This window comes from Hymenobacter sp. CRA2, assembly GCF_002007105.1.
GTDB lineage: Bacteria > Bacteroidota > Bacteroidia > Cytophagales > Hymenobacteraceae > Solirubrum.
This window is the reverse complement of record NZ_MVBC01000013.1, coordinates 21,575-42,957: the sequence shown is the minus strand read 5'-3', so window position 1 is coordinate 42,957 and position 21,383 is coordinate 21,575. Positions and strand designations below refer to the sequence as shown.

The 21,383-nt window shown below is 61.5% G+C and carries 17 protein-coding genes and 1 tRNA gene; 6 read left to right on the top strand and 12 right to left on the bottom strand.

Annotated elements, in window-relative coordinates:
• The first annotated feature begins 28 nt into the window (after positions 1–28).
• The 3 genes from B0919_RS18775 (at position 29) to B0919_RS18765 (ending at position 3,862) form a co-directional block, all read left to right on the top strand.
• Positions 29–682, top strand: coding sequence for an ABC transporter ATP-binding protein (locus B0919_RS18775; RefSeq protein WP_078013830.1), 654 nt, complete (start codon positions 29–31; stop codon positions 680–682).
• 401 nt (positions 683–1,083) lie between these two features.
• Positions 1,084–1,776 carry a hypothetical protein gene (locus B0919_RS18770; protein ID WP_254846615.1) on the top strand — a complete coding sequence of 231 codons (693 nt, stop codon included), beginning with the start codon at positions 1,084–1,086 and terminating at the stop codon, positions 1,774–1,776.
• A gap of 160 nt (positions 1,777–1,936) precedes the next feature.
• Positions 1,937–3,862, top strand: a complete 1,926-nt coding sequence (locus B0919_RS18765) for an ATP-dependent DNA helicase RecQ (protein WP_078013828.1) — start codon at positions 1,937–1,939, stop codon at positions 3,860–3,862.
• A gap of 111 nt (positions 3,863–3,973) precedes the next feature.
• Here the strand turns inward: B0919_RS18765 and B0919_RS18760 are convergent, their stop codons facing one another.
• The 4 genes from B0919_RS18760 to B0919_RS18745 form a co-directional block, all read right to left on the bottom strand.
• The gene (locus B0919_RS18760; RefSeq protein ID WP_078013827.1) at positions 3,974–4,273 is read right to left on the bottom strand and encodes a rhodanese-like domain-containing protein; all 300 of its coding nucleotides are present in this window, start codon (positions 4,271–4,273) and stop codon (positions 3,974–3,976) included.
• A gap of 95 nt (positions 4,274–4,368) precedes the next feature.
• Positions 4,369–6,171, bottom strand: a complete 1,803-nt coding sequence (locus tag B0919_RS18755) for a T9SS type A sorting domain-containing protein (RefSeq protein ID WP_176133130.1) — start codon at positions 6,169–6,171, stop codon at positions 4,369–4,371.
• Between the two features lie 230 nt (positions 6,172–6,401).
• Positions 6,402–7,187, bottom strand: coding sequence for a PASTA domain-containing protein (locus B0919_RS18750; protein WP_078013825.1), 786 nt, complete (start codon positions 7,185–7,187; stop codon positions 6,402–6,404).
• Between the two features lie 100 nt (positions 7,188–7,287).
• Positions 7,288–10,002, bottom strand: a complete 2,715-nt coding sequence (locus tag B0919_RS18745; protein WP_078013824.1) for a D-alanine--D-alanine ligase — start codon at positions 10,000–10,002, stop codon at positions 7,288–7,290.
• 531 nt (positions 10,003–10,533) lie between these two features.
• On the opposite strand from B0919_RS18745, the gene B0919_RS18735 reads away from it, so the two are divergent.
• Positions 10,534–11,721: a phosphoglycerate kinase gene (locus tag B0919_RS18735; RefSeq protein ID WP_078013822.1), complete on the top strand. Its 1,188-nt coding sequence runs from the start codon at positions 10,534–10,536 to the stop codon at positions 11,719–11,721.
• A 77-nt stretch (positions 11,722–11,798) separates the two neighbouring features.
• On the opposite strand, the gene B0919_RS18730 is transcribed toward B0919_RS18735, so the two are convergent.
• From B0919_RS18730 to B0919_RS18720, 3 genes are read right to left on the bottom strand one after another with little or no spacing between them, the layout of a single operon-like run.
• Entirely contained in the window at positions 11,799–12,428 is a 630-nt protein-coding gene (locus B0919_RS18730) for a hypothetical protein (protein WP_078013821.1), read from the bottom strand.
• Positions 12,429–12,459: 31 nt separating this feature from the next.
• The gene (locus tag B0919_RS18725; RefSeq protein ID WP_176133129.1) at positions 12,460–14,106 is read right to left on the bottom strand and encodes a site-2 protease family protein; all 1,647 of its coding nucleotides are present in this window, start codon (positions 14,104–14,106) and stop codon (positions 12,460–12,462) included.
• A complete protein-coding gene (locus tag B0919_RS18720; RefSeq protein ID WP_078013820.1) occupies positions 14,081–14,746 on the bottom strand; it encodes an HAD family hydrolase in 666 nt (221 codons plus the stop codon). Before B0919_RS18720 ends, B0919_RS18725 begins: the two co-directional genes overlap by 26 nt.
• An 86-nt stretch (positions 14,747–14,832) precedes the next feature.
• Here B0919_RS18720 and B0919_RS18715 point away from each other — a divergent pair.
• Positions 14,833–14,906 (top strand) — tRNA-Ile (locus tag B0919_RS18715).
• Between the two features lie 603 nt (positions 14,907–15,509).
• On the top strand, positions 15,510–16,307 hold the full coding sequence (locus tag B0919_RS18710) for a hypothetical protein (RefSeq protein ID WP_078013819.1): 798 nt from the start codon (positions 15,510–15,512) through the stop codon (positions 16,305–16,307).
• Positions 16,308–16,349: 42 nt separating this feature from the next.
• On the opposite strand, the gene B0919_RS18705 is transcribed toward B0919_RS18710, so the two are convergent.
• The 5 genes from B0919_RS18705 to B0919_RS18690 form a co-directional block, all read right to left on the bottom strand.
• Positions 16,350–16,607: a hypothetical protein gene (locus B0919_RS18705; RefSeq protein WP_078013818.1), complete on the bottom strand. Its 258-nt coding sequence runs from the start codon at positions 16,605–16,607 to the stop codon at positions 16,350–16,352.
• Between the two features lie 203 nt (positions 16,608–16,810).
• Positions 16,811–17,947: an acyltransferase family protein gene (locus B0919_RS18700; protein WP_078013817.1), complete on the bottom strand. Its 1,137-nt coding sequence runs from the start codon at positions 17,945–17,947 to the stop codon at positions 16,811–16,813.
• Between the two features lie 47 nt (positions 17,948–17,994).
• Positions 17,995–19,053 (bottom strand): acyltransferase family protein, encoded by a 1,059-nt coding sequence (locus B0919_RS18695; RefSeq protein ID WP_262490556.1) that lies wholly within the window; start codon positions 19,051–19,053, stop codon positions 17,995–17,997.
• 44 nt (positions 19,054–19,097) lie between these two features.
• Entirely contained in the window at positions 19,098–20,177 is a 1,080-nt protein-coding gene (locus B0919_RS25395; RefSeq protein ID WP_176133127.1) for a hypothetical protein, read from the bottom strand.
• Positions 20,165–21,379 carry an ABC transporter ATP-binding protein gene (locus B0919_RS18690; RefSeq protein WP_176133126.1) on the bottom strand — a complete coding sequence of 405 codons (1,215 nt, stop codon included), beginning with the start codon at positions 21,377–21,379 and terminating at the stop codon, positions 20,165–20,167. The genes B0919_RS25395 and B0919_RS18690 overlap by 13 nt, the downstream gene beginning before the upstream one ends.
• Positions 21,380–21,383: the final 4 nt, after the last annotated feature.

The following is a 21,383-nucleotide window of genomic DNA, read 5'->3' as shown; positions in this document are numbered from 1 at the left end:
GTTTTCGTTTCTCCTAACTCTCGCCGGTTTGCTGCAGGCCGTCAACATCCGCAAACGCTACGGTTCGCTGGAAGTGCTCAAGGGCATCGACCTGACCATCGAAAAGTCCGAAATCGTGTCCATCGTCGGCTCCTCCGGGGCGGGCAAAAGCACGCTGCTGCACATCCTGGGCACGCTCGATACGCCCGATACCGGCGAGGTCCTGTTCGATGGCGAGTCCGTCAGCACCTTGAAGCGCTCCGAACTGGCCAAGTTCCGCAACCGGCACATCGGCTTTGTGTTCCAGTTTCATAACCTGCTGCCCGAATTCACGGCCTTGGAGAACGTGTGCCTGCCGGCTTACCTGGCGGGTCGCTCCGAAAAAGAAACCCGCGTCCGGGCCCGCGAATTGCTTGGCATGCTGAACATGGAGCGCCGCGCCGATCACAAGCCCTCTGAAATGTCGGGCGGGGAGCAGCAGCGCGTGTCGGTGGCCCGCGCCCTGATCAACTCACCCGAAATCATCTTCGCCGACGAACCTTCTGGTAACCTCGACTCGAAGAACGCTGCCGAGCTGCACCAGATATTCTTTCTGCTGCGCAAAGAACTGGGCCAGACCTTCGTCATCGTGACTCACAACGACCAACTCGCCGCCATGGCCGACCGCAAAATCACCATGCGCGACGGCCACATCCTAGAATAGGCGCAGGCCCCCGTGTCCCTACTGGAGAAAGTCCCGGCGTTGATCAGACGCCGGGACTTTTTTTGCGTACAAAGGCTACCTAAAGCAGGCGGTAACAACTGCCGGAAAGTGCTTTCGCAGGCACTTTGTTGCTAAGGAAAATGTTCTGCTAAAGGTTTTAGCTTTCATATTTTTGAATACTGGCTGTAAATGCCTGATAATCAATATGAAAATTTGCTAAAAAATCTGCATTGTTTTGCACCTTTCAGTAGATCGACGCGTTATCTTTACGTAACACAGAACGTACTACAGGGATAAAAGAAGAAGCCATGACTGAGGCACAAAAAGACAAAGCACAAGCACCGATCCGCAAACCGAAAGCTGAGAGCTATGACATCTCGCGTTCGGACGAGACGTTGACCTTGGCCAAGGACTTGGCGAACTTCATCAAGGAAAACAAACTCACGACTTCGGTGCAGGGCAAAGAGTTCGTGAACGTGGAAGGCTGGCAGTACGCCGGCTCGCGCCTGGGCATTGTGCCCATCGTCGACCACGTCATCAACATGAGCACCGACTCGGAGATTAAATACCAAGCCAAGGTGACGCTGTTTGACATGCGCAGCCAGCACACCGTAGGCGCCGGCTTTGCTATCTGCTCGAACAAGGAACAGGGCAAGAAATTCTACCAGGAATTTGCCATTGCTTCGATGGCCCAGACGCGCGCCATCGGCAAAGCCTACCGCAACATCCTGGCGTGGATCATCCGCGCTGCTGGCTACGAACCCACCCCGGCCGAAGAAATGGAGTACGGTGGCAACCTGCCCGAAACCAAGCAAGCCGTAGCCGAGCCCGCGCCCATGAAAGCGGTGAAGACCGACCAGCCGACGCCGGCCGTAGCTGAGCCGATGGCCCCCGCCGCTAGCAACCCGGCTTATGCCACGGCGCAGCAGAAAGAGGAAATCATCCGCCTGCTGAACCACCCCGTGGTGACGCGGCAGGAGAAGACCAAGATGCTGCTCAACATCAACAAACTGGATCAGGAGCGCGCCACTCAGGCTATTGCCAACCTGAAAAAGACCATCGACGACCGTGAAAACGGTCAAGTGGCTGCCTAACGAGTTAGTGTTGTATTGATAGATTGGAAAAGCCCGGCTTCGCAAGGAGCCGGGCTTTTTTGTTTGTCGGCAGCGCCAGCACTACGGGCCGAGCCGCTTCGGTGCTGGCGCCGCTGCCGTGTTGGCTGTATCTTCGCTGTCCCAACGTTCTCAATCCGCCGTGTCAGCTCCTACCGAAGATATTCTTTCCGTTCTGCGCCAGCACTGGGGGCACCGGGCGTTTCGGCCAGGGCAGGAAGACATCATTCGCTCGGTATTGGCGGGGCAGGACACGCTGGCTTTGCTGCCGACGGGCGGTGGGAAAAGCGTATGCTTTCAGGTGCCCACGCTGGCGCGCGAGGGGCTATGCCTGGTTATTTCGCCGCTGATAGCGCTGATGAAGGACCAGGTGGAAAACCTGCGTAAGCGTGGCATCAAGGCCGAAGCGGTGTACGCCGGCATGAGCCACCGCGACATCGACCAGACGCTGGACAACTGCGTGTACGGGCCAGTGAAGTTCCTGTACGTGTCGCCGGAGCGCTTGCTGACGGACATGTTTCGGGCGCGGGTACCCAAGATGAAGGTGCAGCTCATTGCCGTGGATGAGGCGCACTGCCTTTCGCAATGGGGCTACGACTTCCGCCCGCCTTACCTGCAGATCAGCGCGCTGCGCGACTTGCTGCCGGGGGTGCCAGTGTTGGCCCTCACGGCTACGGCCACGGAAGAGGTGCGGCGCGACATCCGCGAGAAGCTGCGCTTTGGCGAAACAGGGCAGATGTTTCAGCGCAGCTTCCAGCGGCCCAACCTCTCGTACTCGGTGCTCGAAACGGAGGATAAGCTGCAGCGCTTGTTGCAGGTGCTCAAGGGCGTGGGACCAAGCAAAACAGCCGTGGTGTACGCCCGCACCCGCAAGCAAACCGAAACGGCGGCCGCCTGGCTGCAACAGCACGGCCTGAGCGCCGCCGCCTACCATGCCGGCCTGCCCGCCGATCAGCGCAGCCGCGCGCAGCAGGAATGGACCTCGGATAAAACGCGTATCGTAGTAGCTACCAATGCTTTCGGCATGGGTATCGACAAGCCCGACGTGCGCTGCGTGGTACACCTCGACGCACCCGACTCCTTGGAAGCCTATTACCAGGAAGCCGGCCGCGCCGGGCGCGACGAACTGTACGCATTTGCCGTGCTGCTCTGGGGCCCCAACGACGCCGATGAAATGCGCCGCCGCGTGCTGATGAGCCACCCGCCGCTCGACGTGGTGAAGCGCGTGTACCAGGCCCTGGCCAACTACTCCGGCACGGCCGTAGGAGGAGGTGAGCTAGTCGGTTTCGACTTCGACCTGGGCGCCTTTGCCAGCACCTACCGCCTCAAGCCCATAGACGTGCACAACGCCATGCGCACCTTGGAAAAAGCGGGCCTGGTGCAGCTTAATGAGGCCGTATTCAGCCCGGCCAAGGTGTTCATTCCCATCGACGCCCGCGACCTGTACCGCTTTCAGGTGGCCAACGTGCGTCACGACCAGCTCATCAAGGCCATTCTGCGGCACTACGGCGGCGAAGTATTTACCGGCTTTCTGAATGTCTCGGAAGGGCAGCTCAGCCAGAGCTTGCGCTGGAGCACCACCGATGTGCGCAAGACTCTGGAGTTTCTGCACAAATCAGGCATTGTGCAGTACCAGCCGCGCCACGATTCGCCTCAGGCCATGTTCACCACACCCCGCCTGGATGCCGCCCGTCTACCCCTCGACGTGAAAGCCCTGGAAGCAGCGCGGGAGCGGGACCAGCAGAAAACCGAGGCGGTAATTGGCTACGCCGCCGGCACCCGCTGCCGGCAGCAATTGCTGCTGGAGTATTTCGGCGAGCTGGACAGCACGCCCTGCGGTATCTGCGACCATTGCCTGGCCGAGAAGCGGCACCGGCAAAAGCCCGTGGTAGCCACGGACCTGCGCGCACAAGTGCTGGCGCAGCTGCAAGCGGCCCCGCGCACCCCGCGGGAACTCCTGGCTGGCTTTGCGCCGGCACAGGCCGATACGCTCACAGCCCTGCTGCGGGACTTGGTAGATACCGGCCAATTGCGCTACACCGCCGCGGGGCAGCTGGCGCTGGCGTAAGGTCAGGAATCGTTATAAAACGTCATTCCGGGCGGAAGTCAGAAATCTGGGACAGATAATTTACCAGATTCCTGGCTTCCGCCCGGAATGACGACTGTGCTGCCTCAGGGCTTAGCCGGCGTTGTAGGCCGAGATGCCGCCGAGCAGGTTGCGCACTTTATCGAAGCCGTGTTGCTGCAGCAGCGCCTTGGCCGAAGCGGAGCGGCCACCGCCCTTGCAGTGCACCACGATTTCCTGGTGCTTCAGGTCTTCCAAGTCTTCGATTTTGCCAGGCAGCTCGCCGAGCGGGATGTTCTGGCTGCCGTTGATGCGGGTCTCTTCGTGCTCCCACGGCTCGCGCACGTCGATGATGATGGGGGCTTGGTTTTGCTGCTGACGCTCTTTCAGCTCAGCGGGGGTGATGTCGTTCATAAGACGGAGAAAAACGGGTGATAAACAACCGGCCCCAAGCACCACGAAGCGCTTGGGGCCGCTAAAGAAGTGAATTCAACGCATTCGGGCCACTACTACGGCTGCAAGACCAGGCGCTGGGTGCTCACACTGCCGTCGGGTAAGGTGAAGCGCAACAGGTACACGCCGGCGCGCAGCGTGCGCAAATCCAGCTGGCTCTTGCCGGCTTCGGCGGCGGGCTGCTCCCATACCGTGCGGCCCAGCGCATCCAGCGCCACAGCGCGGCTGTAGCGCGCCCCACTGACCTGCAACAGGCCCTGAGTCGGGTTGGGGTACACGCGCAGCGCCGCGTTGGCGGCAGCGTTGTGCGCGCTGCTTACCACGCCGCTCATGTAAGGGCGTAGCATGGGCACGAAAGAACGGTTGCCGAACGGGACCCAGGCGCCGGTTTCGTTGTCGTAGAAGGTGTCGCGGGGCTGACGGCTGTTCAGGTCGGCGCCGAACTGCACGAACAGCGGGGTGACTGGCTGCAGATAGCCAATGAAGAACCGGCCGCTGACGCTCACCGGGCGGTCAAACTTCACGCCGCGGTAGCCCGGGCTGGTTACCGTCGTCGGTAGGTTCACGCTTTTGGTGGCCTTGGGCTGGGCGGCCGGTAGGCCATCAGGCCCCACTTCCCACACGGCAAACGTGATGGTCACCGAAGGTGGCACGGGCACGCCCGAAGCCGCGGTGGCGCCGGCGTAATAGTAGCGCAGGCTGTCGATTTGGTCGGGACGGTTCAGCTCGAAGCGGATAGCGCGGGAAGTAGCGCGCACCTCGCTTTGCCGCAGGTTGTTGGTGCCTTCGGCCGTACCGTCGTCGTAGGCGAAGTAGTTGCTGAACTCGGTGATGCGGCGCACCGTGTCGTTGGGCGCCCGCCGCGGGTCGGTGGGGGCGTTGAGCAGCGAGAGGTAGAGGTTGTGGCGCACGCGCGACGGGCCTGCCGGAATGGCCACCGGCAGCGCGCGCACCGAGTAGCCCACGTACAGCTGGCGGGTGCCCGGAGCCGGGGGCGGGCTGGGCGTCACCGTGGCGGACGTAACGACGTTGCCGGCCGGCAGCACCTGCACGCTGCCCTGGTACTGGAAGGGCGTGGGCGGTACGGCGCCTACGTCCAGGTTATTGAAGGTGCTGAAGGTACTGTCGTTCAGCTCCTGCGTGGGGTTGGGCGCGGCATTAAACTGCCACGAGGGCATGGCCGCGTAGCGCTTGAGCAGCGAGGAAAGCGGGGCACTAAGTACCACATCGGCGTACGATACATTCGTCGTGGCGCGGTTGCGGTCCAGCAAGATGTAGTCAAGGTTCCAGGTGTCGCGCGTGCCGAACTGGCTGCCAGAAGCCCGGAAGCGGAAGCGGAAGCCCGCGTGCAGGTACTTGGCCTGGTCCACGGCAATAAACTCCTGCTTAAAATCGGTGCGGATACCCTGGCTGTTCTGGTCCCAGACGCTGTTCCAAGCGCCGGTATTATCCAGAAATTCCAGCTGCAAATTCACCCGCCGGCTGCTGCTGTTAGCCGAGGGGGCGCCAACGATGCTGCCCGCCTGCCAGAAAAAGCTGAGGTAGGTGCGGTCGGTTGGCTGTCCGCCGCTCAGGTCAATGGGCAGCGAAGTCAGGGTGTCGGTGTTGCTGTAAGCCGCCGGCGGGCCGTACGATTGACCTCGCCCGTTCAGCCCGTCGAACGTCGCCATGCCGCGGGACGGCGGCCCCAGCGAAAACCGTTCGTTTACCAGCACGCCGCCATTGGTTTCCCAGCGGGCGGCGTTGGGGCTGCCTTCGCGCTGCCCGGCAAAGTCTTCGAAGAAGGGCAGCCCAAGGGCGGCCGTGCGCGCAGCACCAGCCGCCGTGCCGGGTTGGGTGCGGGCCGGGTCGGCCGACAAGGGCAGAACGACTTGCTGAGCCCTCGCTGGCTGAACAATGCCAGCTAGAAGCAACAAGCTGCAGACGACAAAAGGTAAGTGTAGCCGATAGTTCATGTGCGGGTAAGTTACGCACCCCAAACGAGCCCGGGGCCGAAAAGATTTTGCCTGGCGGCAAAACAGCGCCCTGCCCCCATAGCACGAAAGGCCGCCCGAAGCATCAGGCGGCCTTTCCAAAAAGCGTAATCAGGTTATTTAACCGGCTTCAGCGGCTCCTGGCCCGCCACCCACAAGTCGACGAGCTGGCCCGAACGGATGGTGGCTCCGCCGGTAGCTTCCGGCCGCTGTTTCACGATGGTGCCTTCGGGCTGGCCTTCCTCTGGCTGCTGGTAGAAGGTCTCGCCGATCTGCAGGCCCTGGCCGGCCAGCAGGGTGGTGGCTTCGTCGGCGGGCATGCCCACCACATTCGGCACCGGGAATTCCTGGTTGCCGAGGCCGTCACCCACGGTCAGGTCCACTTTGGTACCCTTGGTAATCGGGTCACCAGGCTTGATTTCCTTGCCGCCTACTTCCTGCTTCAGCACCGCATTCTGGCGCAGGTCGGGCACCAGCGTGATTTTGCCCACCACCAGGTCGTAGCTGTTCAGGATCATCTGGGCATTTTTCACCGAGCCATCCGTTAGCTTGGGCATCTTGATGACGGGCGGATTTTTCATCGCCACCGAGATGTAAATCTTGCGGCCGTCCTTCACCTTCTCGCCCGGCTTGGGCTCCTGCGTGAGCACCGTGCCCGGCCGAGTGCTGGCCGAGTAGCTGCTGTCATCCACGAAATAAGCCAGGTCCCGGTCGCCGAGGTAGTCCTCCAGGTCGGCCAGCTGCATACCGGTGATTTTCGGTACCGGAATGGTTTCGCCGTGGTTGGTGGTGACGGGCAGGTACACGAAGAAGAACAGAAACAGCAGCAGCAACGACACGCCGACAATCACCACGAGGTGCTTGACGAGGTCCAGCCAGGTATCAGATTTGAGGAAAGCCATCTTTGGCAGTTTATGAATTAAGGAGTTTAAGAGTTTGCGAGTTACCGAGTTTGCGAGTTAGGGCTCGATCAGGTCTGACGGAGCTGGTCAACTCCAAAACTCACAAACTCCCTACTTCTTTAACTGAGCGGCTCTTGCCGTACTCCAGAATGCGGTCAATAAAATCGTAGGGCGTGTAGCCGGCTAGGGCGGTCTGGTGGAAGATGCAGGTGGCGGGCGTCATGCCGGGCAGCGAGTTTACCTCGATGATGATGACCTCCACCGCGCCCGCCTGATCAACATTGCCGCGCACCCGCACGAAGGCGTCGATGCGGGCGTAGCCTTCGATGTTGAGCACTTCGGCCACGCGCTTCAGCACAGCTTTTACTTCGTCCGACACGCGCTGACGTTCCGCGGGGGCCGCGGCGTAGCGAGCGGGGGTGATGTTCTGGCCTTCACCGGCCAGAAACTTCTCCTCCAGGCTCAGTACCTCGCCGGTTGCCAGCGCCTCCGAGGCTTCGAATACCTCGATGTCGCGGCCCCCATCAGTGCGGCGGTGCGTAAGCAGGCCCCCGGTAATTTCGAGGAAGTGCCGGGCGCCGTCGCGCGAAATGAGGGTTTCGACCAGGAAGGCGTCCTTGCGCGGGAATTCCTCCTTGAAGCCCAGGCTCAGCACGCGGGCTGCGTCTTCCAGCAGGTCTTCCTGGTCGCGGAACATCAAGCGGCAGAAGGCTTCCAGCTCCTGGCGGTTCTTGATTTTCTTCACGGCCGAGGAGCAGCCGTCGTCGGCGGGCTTGGCGATGAAGGGGTACTGAAACTGGCTTTCGAGCGACTGGTAGAAGCTTTCGGCATCGGCCTCCCACTCCAGGCGGGCGGCCATGCGGTGCTCGGCCACTAGCAGGCCGGCCTCGCGCAGGCGCTTGTTGGTCTCGAACTTGTTGATGGTGATGCTGCTCGACTCGGTGCCGGAGCCGTTGTAGGGCAGGCCCACGCGCTCCAACTGCTGCTGCAGGGCGCCGTCCTCGCCGGGGCGGCCGTGCAGGGCGATGAACACCTCGTCCACGCGCTCGGCCAGCTGCTCGAAGGTCAGCTTCTCGGGCACGGGCACCGACTGCGCCGCGTAGGTGCGGGTGATGTGGGCGGCGTGCTGGCGGATGCGCTCCAGGATGGGGTGCGCGCCGTGGCCCGCCTCGTAGTGCTTCACCTTGTCGCGGATGTCGTCGGCGTTGTCCTTCAGCATCACGTTGACGGGCAGCACGTACAGCTCGTAGCTTTCCGAGGAGCCCGTCAGGAACACCGGCACCGGCTCATACTTGGCCGAGGAGCTGAGCTTCTCGAAGATATTCCGGCCGCTTTCCACCGAAATGTGGCGCTCCGAGGAGTACCCGCCCATGATGACGGCCACCTTGGTGCGCGGCTTCTGCTCGTGCTGGCGGCTGGCCACGGCCGCGTCGAGGGCGCGCAGCTGCCGGCCCAGCTTCACCGGCTGCAACCCGCCGCGCCGCCGGGCGGCCAGCGAAGTGCGGATGATGTAGGTGAGGAACTGCGAGGGATTCAGCCCGATTTCGGCCGCCTGGTGGAAGAAGAACGAGGCCGGCAGCATCCCGGAGGTAGTGTTCGGGTCGTTCAGGAAAATCTCGCCGCTCTCGGTGATGAAGCCGTCGAGGCGGGCGTATACCTGGAAGCCGAAGGTGCGAAACAGCTGCTCGCACTGCTCTCGAATGCGTTGAATGTCGGCCTCGGGCAGCTCGATGGGCGTAACCTTGCGGGCCATGCCGGGCAGGTACTTCGAGCGGTAGTCAAATACCTCCGTGCCCTTCACGATTTCCGTCGGGGGCAGGGCCAGCGGCGAGCCGTCCACGTCTTCCACCACGATGCACGAAAACTCGCGGCCCTGCACAAAGGCTTCCAGCAGCACTTGCTGCTCGCCCTGGGTGTTGGTGAGGCGCACCGAATCCTGCAAAGTCAGTCGCTCGTCGAGGGCGCGGAGCAGGGCTTCGGGGTGGTAGATGATCTGGTCATCGTCTGCGTCGAGGATGATGGGCAGGCCGATGCCTTCGCGGATGTCTGTGAGGTGCTGGGCCCAGGCCAGGCGGTCCTGCGCGCCGAGGCGCTGCCAATCCTCGCGGGTGACGGTGCGGCGGAACAGGCTGCGCTCCACGGCGGCCACGAACTTGTCCACGTCGGCCTCGCGCACGATGCTCACGCCGATGCTGGAGCCCTGGCGCGGGGCTTTCACCACCAGCGGCAGGCCCAATTCCTTTTCCACGTAAGCCAGCAAAGCCTCGGGCTTAGCAGCGTCAAACTCTTCAGCCGTAAGTACGCGGAAGGCCGGTGAAGGCAGGTTCAGCGCGTGCAGCAGGGTTTTCTGGGCAATCTTATCAATGCCGAAGGCCGAGGGCAGGATGCCGGAGCCGGAGTAGGGGATGCCGTACCATTCGAGCAGGCCCTGAATGGCGCCGTCTTCGCCGGCCGGGCCGTGCAGGGCCAGAAAGGCGAAATCCATCAGCTCGGGCAGCTCGTCGGGGCGCAGGCGGCGGCCCACTTCCCCGATGATGCGGTCCTGCTCGTCGCGGCTCAGCTCGCCGAGGCTTTCCAGGTACACCTGCAGCTTCAGCTCCGAGGGCGGCAGGGCCGATACGGGCGGGTAAAAGTCCCGAATGGTGCCCTTGTAGAGGTACTGCCAGTCGAGCAGAATAAAGTTGCCGTGGCTGTCCACGAAGACCGGCACGGCCTGGAACAGCGACTTGTCGAGGTTATCGTAAACCGTCCGGCCGCCGGCAAAGGAAATTTCCCGCTCGCGCGACGGACCACCGAAGAAAATGCCAATTCTCATGCTGCTACAAAGGTAGGCGAATTTCGAGCGGCCCGCCGCACTGCGGCCCCCGCTTCGGCGCCTAACAATGCAAGGACCCGAAACGTTACGGCTTCGGCCGCCGGCGCCGGCGGTGCCCCACCCGGCTTAGCCTCTACTCAAGGCCAGCAGTAGCTGAACCAAATATGGCGGCTCGGCCAAGCCAGCCTCGCCTGCCAGCCTGGCGTCGGCGTACCCTTCAAGGGCGTTTTGTCGTGCAGAAAGACCTTTGTAGTACTCCGCAAGGCCCTTTTGTGATGCAGAAAGAGGCTTGTAGTACTCCGCAAGGGTGTTTTGTCGTGCGGAAAGACCCTTGTAGTACTCCACAAGGCAGTTTCTGCACGACAAAAGGGCCTTGCGGAGTCCTTCCGGACGGGCTTAGCGCCCCATACCGGACCTAACGGCCGCTCCGCCCATGTACCAACAATCTTGCTTTCGCCCCGAAAAACCGCGAACTACGCGCCGCCGCTCCGTATAAGAGCAGCGTTTCCGTTCCCCAACCCGTCAGCTACCATGCAGACCATCGACCAGTACAACTTCGCCGGCAAGAAAGCCCTGGTGCGCGTTGACTTCAACGTGCCCCTCGATAAGGACTACCGCATCACCGACGACACCCGCATCCGGGCGGCCACGCGCACGATTAACAAGATCCTCACCGACGGCGGCAGCGTCATCCTGATGTCGCACCTGGGCCGGCCCAAGGGCGGACCGGAGGAGAAATATTCGCTGCGCCACCTCATCAGCCGCCTCAACCACGAGTACGGCCGCGAGGTGAAGTTTGCCCCCGACGCCATTGGCCACGAGGCCGTGCAGCTGGCCCAGTCGCTGCAGCCCGGCGAGATTCTGCTGCTCGAAAACCTGCGCTTCCACCCCGAAGAGGAGAAGGGCGACGCGCCGTTTGCCCAGCGCCTGGCCGCCCTGGCCGACGTGTACGTGAACGACGCTTTCGGCACGGCCCACCGCCGGCACGCCTCCACGGCCGTGGTGGCCGAGTCGTTTCCGCAGGCCCGCGTGGGCGGCTACCTGCTGCAGAGCGAGGTGGATAACGCCCAGCGCGTGCTCAACAACCCCGAGCGGCCTTTCACGGCCATCATGGGCGGCGCCAAGATTTCCGACAAGATTGAAATCATCGAGCAACTGCTCGACAAGGTCGACAACCTGCTCATCGGCGGCGGCATGGCCTACACCTTCGCTAAGGCCGAGGGCGGCGACATCGGCGGCTCGCTGCTGGAAGCTGACAAGCTGGACCTCGCGCTGAGCCTGATCCAGAAGGCCAAGGAGAAGGGCGTGAACCTGGTGCTGCCCGTCGACAGCCTCATTGCCGACAAATTCGCCAACGACGCCAACGTGGACATAGCCGGCAACCACCACATCCCCGTGGGTTGGCTGGGCCTCGACATCGGTCCGGACAGCCGCGAGCAGTTCGCTGAAATCATCCGCAACTCGAAAACCATTCTGTGGAACGGCCCGATGGGCGTGTTCGAGATGAGCAACTTCTCGCTCGGCACCGAGTACGTGGCCCGCGCCATTGCCGAAGCCACCGAAGCCGGCGCCTACTCGCTCATCGGCGGCGGCGACTCGGCCGCGGCCGTCAACCAGCTCGGCTACGCCGACCGCGTGTCGTACATCTCCACCGGCGGCGGTGCCCTGCTGGAGTACATGGAAGGCAAAACCCTGCCCGGCGTAGCCGCTCTGGGCTAAGCCCGACGCCTCATAAAAAAAAGCCCCGCGGCCTTGGTTGGTCGCGGGGCTTTTTTGTGCCGATCAGCAGGCGGGTACTAGTTCAGGCTGAAGCCGACCGGTCCCACAAGCGAGCTGCTGCTGCCGAACAGCTTCTGCCGGAAGTGCTCCAGCTCGGCGGCCGTGATGACGCCGTGGGTGCGCAGCCAGCGCAGGCGTTCCAGCTGCGGCTCGCGTGGCAGGTACGTATCGACGTAGGCGTACTGCTGGCGCAGAAAGGCAATGGTATGCGCTTCGAGGGCTTCGGCAAAGGCGCGTAGCTGCTCGCGGTCCTGAGCCCGGTCTGTCAGTACCACGGTGCCGCGGCCGGTGTGAATGATAAACTGCTGCTGCCAGCGGCTCAGGGCGTGGCCGGCCAGCAGCAGCACCAGCGCCCCCACCAAGGCCAGCGGTAGCCAGGCCACGCGCTCGGCCGCCGGGCCAGTAGCCGTAGCGGCTTCGTAGACGACTTTCAGGAACGGCAACAGGATAAACAGCGCCAGGGCCGTGGGCAGCACGGGGTACTCGCGGTGCCGGGCCACCCGCACGGGCAGCAGCTCGCGGTAGGGCAGGGTAAACTCGTGCAGGCTACGCAGGCCGCGTTGTTCGCAGCGCAGGCCGTCGGCCGTCAGCTCCAGATGCGTGCGCGTGAGCAGCGTACGTTGGGTGAATTGCAAGTGGCGCAACATGGCGCAAAGGTACGGCGGACCGGGGCGGAACCTACGCCGGCAGCCCGTCTTCTTCGTCGGGGCGGCTGTACAGGTTGATCCAGACCAGCTGGCGGAAGAAGTTGAACGTGGTGCAGCAATCCGGGTCGTCGGGATTGGTTTTGCTGCGGGCGTGGCGCACAAACAGCTCGCGGGCTTCCCCATCGGGCAGCACCGTGAGGCTACGCACGTACGCGGCGTCGGCTTTGGGCAGGGTCGCGTGGCCGATGACGTCGTCGGGGGTAGTGGCCTCGCTCACGTCGCGGTGGCTCAGGCCGGCTTCGAGCATGCGGTTGGCAATCTGGGAAGCCAGGTCCCAGCGGTATTCGGGGGCGGTGCGGTCGGGGGCGGTAGCAGCAGAAGGAGTAGCCATAGGCTGCACGTACGCGGCCGGGCGCGGCGCGTTGCGCTCGGGGGTGGGCGTCACCACCCGGATGGGCGAGGGAGAAAAGCAGAGCCCGAACAAGACCACCGTCAGCCAGCCCAGCGCCTGCCGGCCGCCGGAGAGTGGCCGCTCATCGGTGGCCGGCGGGTGATAAATACCCGTCAGGCGCCCGAGCAGCAGCCCGAAAATCAGCCAGCCAGGGTTGCCCTGAATGGTAGGCACGGCCGTTACCACCGCCAGCTGTGCCAGCCAGATGCCCGCCGCCAGCATGAAGGCGCGCCGCGGCGAGGGCAGCACCCGCCACAGCGCCACCAGCAGGTACAGGGCGTAGACCGGCCCGAAGTACAGCCACGTATCCCGCTCCGAGTGCAGGCTGAATAACCCCAGCCCGGCGTAGAAAATAAAGGCCAGAAAGAAGGCTGCCGACAGCCGGTTGAAGCGCCGGAAGCCCAGCAGGCCGTACAGAATGTGTCCGCCGTCGAGCTGGCCAATGGGCAGCAGGTTCAGCGCCGTGAAGAACAGCCCCAGCGCCCCGGCCACCAGGTAGGGGTAGTGCATTAGCTCGTACGGGTGGGGGAGCAGCCGCGGGTCGGCCAGCCACTGCTGCAGCCACTGGTAGAGCAGCGGCGGATTCAGCGTGATGATTTCGTCCTGCGGACCGTACACGTAGCGGGCGTAATCGGCGCCGTAGAAACGGTAGTGCGGGTGAATCTGGTAGAGGTATTCCAGCGGCGGCAGGTGCGTGAAGCCGTAGATCAGCACACCCACCGCCACCACCAGGCCTGCCAGCGGCCCGGCAATGCCCACGTCGAAAAACTCCCGGCGCGAGTAAATTTTGTCGCGGATGCGGATGACAGCCCCGAACGTGCCGATATCGAACAGGCCCGTCAAAAACGGAATGTAGTACGGCAGCGTGGTGCGGATGCCGTTGCGCACGGCCGTGAAGTAGTGCCCGAACTCGTGCACCGTCAGAATACCTAGAAACGACAGCGAGTAAGCCAGCGCGTGCACCAGCTCGGTACGCGACGGCAACCAGCCGCTGGGGCGTAGCTGGTCGTCGAGCAGCGTATGGGCCGTCATCCACTCGGCCCCGGCCACGGTGGTAGTGGCCAGCGTGAGCAGAAACAGGCTTAGGTGCACGAGCGCCATGCGCCAGCGCGGTGCTGGACGTTCGTAACGCGGGATGCGGAGCCTTGCCGACCGGCGCGCGGTCAGCAGCGGCCACGGGCTGCCGGGCGGCTGGGCGTCGTCAGGCGGCGGGGTGGGGGAAGGCACGGAGGGCAGCGGGAAGGGCTTCGGTGAGGGTAAGCGGCGGGGCCAGAAACAGGGTGCGAATTCCCAGCGACTCGGCCGTCCGAATGTGTTGGATACTGTCCTCGATAAAAAGGGTTTCCGCCGGCTGCCAGTTCATCTGGCGCAGCACGTGTTCAAAGATTTCGGTACCCGGCTTGCGCAGGCCCACTTCCTGCGAGTAGAACACGCGGTCCAGCACGTCGGCAATACCCTGCTGCAGGCCGTACTCGCGGCGCAGCATTTCGTTGATGACGGCAATGTGGATACTGTTGGTGTTGGAGAGCAACGCCGTCTGGTAGCCCTCGCGCCGTAGCTCGCGGATGTATTCCAGCCGTTCCAGTGGCACGTCGAGCAGCATCGCATTCCAGGCCGCGTCCAGCTCAGCGTCGGTGGCGTGGTGCAGGTCGTAGTGCGTGCGCAGGCCCTGGCGGAAGCCGTCGGGCGTAATCCGGCCGGTTTCCAGATCGTCGAACAGCTCCGATTGCGCAGCTTGGGTAAACCCAATGGTGGAGCCCACCCGGCTCAGGGCCCGCATGGCCTCCAGAGTGCGGTTGTAGTCGATATTGATGATGACGCCACCGAAATCAAGGAGCAGATTCGGGAGCCGATGTGCAGCGGTCATAGCAAGCAGGTTTGGTAATACCGCCGCGAAATTGGTAGATTGCGCCGCCGAAACCAACCTGCGGGCTTCCGCAGGCGGTTTTAGCCGGGCCTATAGCTCAATCGGTTAGAGCAGCTGACTCATAATCAGCAGGTCGCTGGTTCGATTCCAGCTGGGCCCACAAATAACCCTCGTAAGTCGTTATTTTATAGTCGATTGCGAGGGTTGTTTGTTGTTATTGGGACGGCTTACGGGACAACCTGAGCAGAAAGCCTCTGTTGGACGTCTTTCTTCGGCTTATTTCAAATGTTGCTGTGTAGGTATGGGACACAAGAATGTTTGCTTGCAATGCCAGAAGGCATTTAACAGCGCATTTGGAATGGTGCAAACCGTTTGCTGCACCGAATGTGGTCAACCAATGGTGCGGTTACCTCATAGATTCCGTCCACCAAAGAAGGGAGACAAGGCTAGATGGGGAACAGTTAAGTTCCTGGTTAATCAAGGGTTCCGGTATCAGCACATCTTCGATAAAGCCGAAACACAAGAGCAACTTAACCGCATATTAGGATATGTACCATACCCTGAAAACCTGAGAGAGGCGGCTGAGTTTGTAAAGAGATACAAATCTCAAGCACTTACGAATGAATAGAAGCATCGCTCAGGGTCAGCTTTTAGGGTTGAGTTTTGCACGTATGCGCCGGCCACTCCTGACTGCGGTATAGTTCAGCACAGCCGGAAGAATTAGCCTACCTACCCCGCTGATAGATCATTAACACTACTTCTCATGCGTGTTCCTCTGCTTTATCTGCTGCTCTTTATATCGGTAAGCTTGCCATCGAGTGCGGCTAATCCTGAGTGGGTAGCACAGGACAAGAAGATTATCAACGAAGTAACCTCTCTACTCAAAGCCAGCCCAAGAACAGTAGAGCGATATTTTGAGAAGGGTATAGAGAGCGGGCATAACCTAGGCTTTGGGTGGAGGTCACGGGATGCTGCTATAGGAGGCGGCTATATCTCCATCAAAGCTGCGCTCTACTACTATAATGGCTCCCTGGTTAGCTATACCGTTTACCCTGGGCTACCGCGTGAGCAAGAGCTTAAGAGTAAATATGTACAGTGGTACTCCGCCGGTTTCAAGGTCAGCTCAGCAGGAGTAGCCCCTTTCCGCTACAATGGTGCGCTGATGCAAAAGCCGCTCTCTGCTTTGGTTAAACCTCCTACCTCTCAGGTAGCAACTAAGGCCGTTGTAGAATATATGTCTCCCGAATCTGGTTTGGAGTACGGCGATTATGGAGGATATGGCATGACAATGCTTCAAAATCGAGAGGCATTCACCCAAATTCAGAAAGGCCTCTCACTGGAGCAGGTTCTACTTGTGATGCACTCCATTAACCCGGCTAGTAGATTAACAGCCATTGAATACTACCTGAAGAACAAAGAGCTGTTCACCAACAGGCCACAGATAGAGCAGTGGGTAGAAACCGTTTTCCGAGAGTTACCGGAGGTGGAAAGTATAGATGGCTGCATTGGTGGGAAGTACAATGCAAAAGAGCTTGTGGCGAAATTCACCAAGACCGAGTAGGCTAAGCCATCTGAAAAAGTAAGGTTTTGTCAGGTTCGAGCCTCACTGTAGCAGCTGGAGCAGAGCCGGCGCACTTGCTTCAGCTCGTTGCTCCAGCTTCAGGAGGCGGGCATACCATCGGGTAGGCTTGCCGCGGTAGTGCGTCTTGCAGCCTTTGCGGTATTCCTTTTCCCACTCCCGATCAACAGCAAAGTAGCTACCCATGCCGCGGAACCGTTTGGGCTCTAGCTGCGAGTCATAGAGCAGGCGGGTGCCGGAGCATGCCAGATGGTGCGTGAACATGCCCGTGCCCTCTCGCATGCCTAGATGATGACGGCCGTTACACTAAACCGCACTAATGGGCATATGCCTAATAGCGCAACCGGGATTCTTTACCAGGTTTTTTCTTGCTCGAGCGTTCTTGAATGACTAGAGGCCCTCAAGCGCGACATGTACCGCGAAGCCGGTCGCTACTGGGCGTCACCGGCAAGTACTGGTAGCACCCCTTGCAATTGCATTCCACGTTAGGCCCCTGGCTGCCGGGCCGGCACCAAAGCAGCTTTCCCTGTAGGACGGAACCGTGCATAAAGCTGCTTGCCCCAATGTATGGAGGGTAGCTCCAACCAGCGGTAGGTGCAGTACGATAAGCCGAGCACCACCCCAAAGGAGAGTGCCACGGCCCCGGTCAGCACCAACTTATTCTGTTGCCCGTGGCTGAAAAACTCAATTAACTGCTGCAAGGAAGGCTGGTGAAATAGGTAGATACTATAGCTATATACGCCCACCAGCGCCGTGAACCGGGCCAAAGCGCCCGAAAAAGCAGCGCCGGCTTTGGCCGGGCGGTGCAGATACCAGTCGATAACGTAAATGAAAAATACGCTGAACAGGATGCGGCCAAACAGCACGTACACAATGGTGAGCCGCGAGAGTGTGAGCAGCAGGTAAGCCATCAGCAGGTAGTAGCCGCTGCCCGTATAAATGCGTTGCTGGTAAAAGAACTTCTCGCCGAGATAGGCGCCTAGTGCCCATACTATCCAGAGGTTGAGGGCCGACAGCCAGAGTGCCTCGCTCCGCGTCTGCAAGGCTATTCCCAAGCCCATAGCCAGTATTGCTAGTCCACCTATAGCCAGCGTGGCTCCGGCCATGCCCAGCCGGTGGCGCAGCAACAGCAACAGCGGGTACAGCAGGTAAAGCTGCATTTCCAGGGCCAGCGACCAAAAAGAAGGATTAATCGTGAAGATGGTGCGGTCGGTGAGATTGTGCGTGAGCGTGAGGTGGGTGAGCAGGCCGAGCCAGCCGCCCGTCCCCAGGCTGAGGCCGAACACAAGCAGCGCCACCAGATACGGGGGATAGATGCGCCAGAACCGTTTGTTGAAAAACTCGCCCCAGCGGAAGCTGACGCCGCTGCGCAAATAGCCTAAGTGAATCAAAAAGCCTGAGATGACAAGGAACAACGTGACGCCCTGTGCGCCCATACCCGGCGGCGTCATCCCCAGCAAGATGCGGCCGGGCACGTAGCGCGCAAAATCAATCCACACCCACGACGGGCTGAAATCGTAGATTTCATACTGCCCGAAGAGAATGAGCAGGGCATGGTAGCCGAACACCAGCAGAATGGCAATGCCGCGCAGGACGTTGATTTTTTCTAAATGCGTAGGCATGTGCAAGGCGGCTTGGAAAGGAAAGAAACAGGTGGCTACGGCAGCAGCTAGGCGTGGGGCGCCGCTGCTACGGCTTCGGAGTGGACGAACTGCGGCCGCTGCTGCGCCAGCCAGTGGTTGAGCCAGCGGCCCAGGGCCAGGCTCAGGGGACGCTCCACCAGCCGTTGCGCCAGGGCGGCCACCAGCAGCACCAAAGCCAGCGTACCCGCCAGTAGCAAGTATTTATCGACCTTGCCACTGAGCAAGTTGAGCGGAATGGCCCCCAGGCCGTGCAGCAGGTAAAGCGGGTAGGTCAGCAGCCCTAACGCGGCCCAAACCGGGTGAGGGCGCAGGCGGCCCGCCACGATGGCGTAAAACACCAGGAAGCACCCGGCAATTACTACCCCCGACACGACCGCGCTGAGCGGCGCTTCGTGGAAGAACTCCTGCGCCAGCTGCCGCTCGGCCCGGTCGCTGCGCAAGGCCAGCCCGAAGGCGAAAAGCAGCGCTGCGTGCAGCTTCCAGGCTGCTTCTGTGCGGCTTTGCAGCAGGTAGAACAGCATGCCCGCAATGAAATAGGCGCTGTGCTTGGGAATGAACAAGTAGCTGAACAGGTGGCCGGCCGGCAGCGGACCGGCCACCGCCGTGTACGCCAGCCAGCCCAGCACTAGCCCAAACAGCCATTGCCACAGCCGGCAGCCAATGATGAGTCCCACCAGAAAGCAAAAGGTCAGCTCGTAGGTCAGCGACCAGTACACGCCATTCAGGGGCTTGTAGCCAAAAAACTCGTGTAGCATGGTGAGGTTGAACACCAACTGCCGACCCATTCCCGGCCCGCCCGTGCCGCTGAAATAAAGGCCCGCAAAGGTGAGCAAGCAACTCAGCCAGAACACTGGATAGAGGCGCACCACGCGGGCCACCACAAACTGCGACAAGCTTTTGTGGCGGGCCGAGCGCAGCACCACAAACCCGCTGATCATGAAAAACAAGTCGACCGCCAAGTAGCCGTAGCGGAACACCCCGCCCAGAGCCGGAAACGATGGGCTAATGCGGGCTATCAGCGGCATGCTGTAAGTGAAGTGCAGTAGTACCACTGCCAGACTAGCCAAGAAGCGCAGCAAGTCCACTCCGGGTAGCGGCGGGAAGCCTCGTAGGGAACGGGTTTCATGGGCTAAGCATGGGGATGCTCGGCTTGGTAACGGGCCAGCGCCTCCAGGCAGAAGCCGGTGGTCAGTTCCTCGGAGCCCCAGCCCTGCAGCAGCTTCGGCCCGCCGTAGTAGAACAGCCAACGGGGCCACTCGCCGGACGCAGCCTGGGCTTGCAGGATGAATTCAATGGCTTGGTCCAGGATTGGGCTGGCGAAGCCCAGATTAAGTAAGGTGGTAACAGCCAGCGCGGTGTCGAAGATGGACTTGCCCAATTGCCCGTCGGGGCGGGCCGTGGCCAAGATGCGCTCCAGAATGGCTGGTCGGGCGGGCTCCAGCTTCGTTACGCCCTGCCGGTACACCCGCGACATGAGGTAGTAGATGGTGAACGGGTTGCGGTACCACTTGTCGCAGTCGTCTTCCCGCTTTTCGGCAATCACCCGCAGCAGTTCGGCAATGATGGGCTGAGTGGCCTCCACGTCGCCCAAATAATACAGAACATTGGTGTTAATGCCCATGTCGACATCGGCCCGGGTGCACTCGTTGGCCCGCCAAAAAAAGAAGCTGTTGATGGGATGCAGCACCTCACGGGCTGTGATGCGCCAGTGCGTGGGATTGGTTTGCCAGTTCAGACGCAGCAGAAACCAGGTGTAGAACAAGCCCTTACGAGTACGATTGGCCAGTAGCAAGGGCAGATTGGTCGGGCTAGGGCAATCGATGCCGCGGGCCCGCATAAAAGCAGAGGCGTAAACCATGCTGTCGGTGTCGTAGGGCACCAGCGCATGCCAGGGGTGGCGGTCGGAAAACACCGGCCACACCCCGCCGTGGTGCATCTGGTACTGCAGCCAGCCGCTGGCCTTGGCCAGCATGGCTTCCGTTTCGGGCCGGTCAGCCAGCGGCAGCAGGCACGAGGCCACCACCATCGTCGCAAACACCGTGCTTTCGGTCAGGCACCAGCCCTGCATGGGCTCATCGGCGGCAATGTAGCAGCAGAACTCGCCGTTGGGGAACTGGTGCTGCGTCAGGTAAGTCAGGCCCCGGCTGATGGCCTTGTTCAGGCGGGAGTTCTGGGTAATACCCGTGGGGGTGGAAACTAGTGGTTCCATTCGACGTCCAAGATGGTAAGCTGGTTAAGCAATTTGTGGCTGTTTTTTTCCAGGCTGGTGGCGGCTTCCACCTGCAACCGCCCAGGCGCATTCTCCCAGCCAAAAAGAGCCAAAGGCTGCAAGGAATTACAGTCGAAGATGGCCGCTCGCAGCAGGTAATTGCCGGCTGTGAGCGGCAGGCGCGCCAGCTGGCAGCGGAGCACGTGCTGCCCTTCGCTGATACGGGTGGGCGTTGGGTGGAAGGCCCCGCCGATACACACCTGCCCGTCGTTGGTGTATAAATAAAAGCCCCAACTCACCTGCTGAACCGACCGCAGGGCATGGTAAGTGAGCTGAATGGTAGCTGCTGCCCCGGGGCACAGGCCCGTGCCGGCACCCGTCATCCGCACTTCCTCAATCACCACGGGCTTTAGTTCGTTGAGCGCCTCGGCCGCAGGTGCCGCATCGGCGGGGCTGCCCAAAGCTAGTTGCTGCCCAAAGTAGTAATCGAGTGCCTCGACGGCCGTGCCGCTGAACGCCAGTTGCCCCTTTTCCAGCACCAGGCCGCGCTGGCACACCGATTGAATATGGTGGGGCTGGTGCGAAACGAGGATGATGGAGCCCCCGCCGGCAAGGTAGCTCATCATGTGGTGAATACACTTGCGCTGAAAGTCGAAGTCGCCCACGGCCAGCACCTCGTCTACGAGCAGCACGTCGGGGTGCAAATGCGCCGCTACGGCGTAGGCCAAGCGCGACACCATGCCCGAACTGTAGAACTGCACCGGCATCTCAATGGCGCTGCCCAGGCCGGTGAAGTCAATGATGGCTGGCAGCAGCGGCGCCACCTGCCCCTGCGAAACGCCCAGCAGAGAAGCGCGCAGGAAAATGTTTTCGCGCCCGCTCAGCAGCGGATCAAGTCCCACGCCCAGCTCAATGAGGGCCCCAACCCGGCCCAGGATGCGGATGGTGCCCGCATCGGGCTTAATCAGGCCGTTGAGTAGCTTCAGCAGGGTGCTTTTGCCCGCGCCGTTGTCGCCAATAATGGCCAGCGCCTCGCCCCGGCGCAGCTCAAACGAGACATCCTGCAAGCTCCAGAACTCGGCCCGCCGCAGGCGGTGGGGCTGCCGCAGCCGGCCCGGCAACGCCTCGGCGACAATGTCGCGCAGGCCGTACCAGAGCGAGGAGCGCAAGTGCGTGCAGAACTTCTTGGAAAGATTACGCACTGTA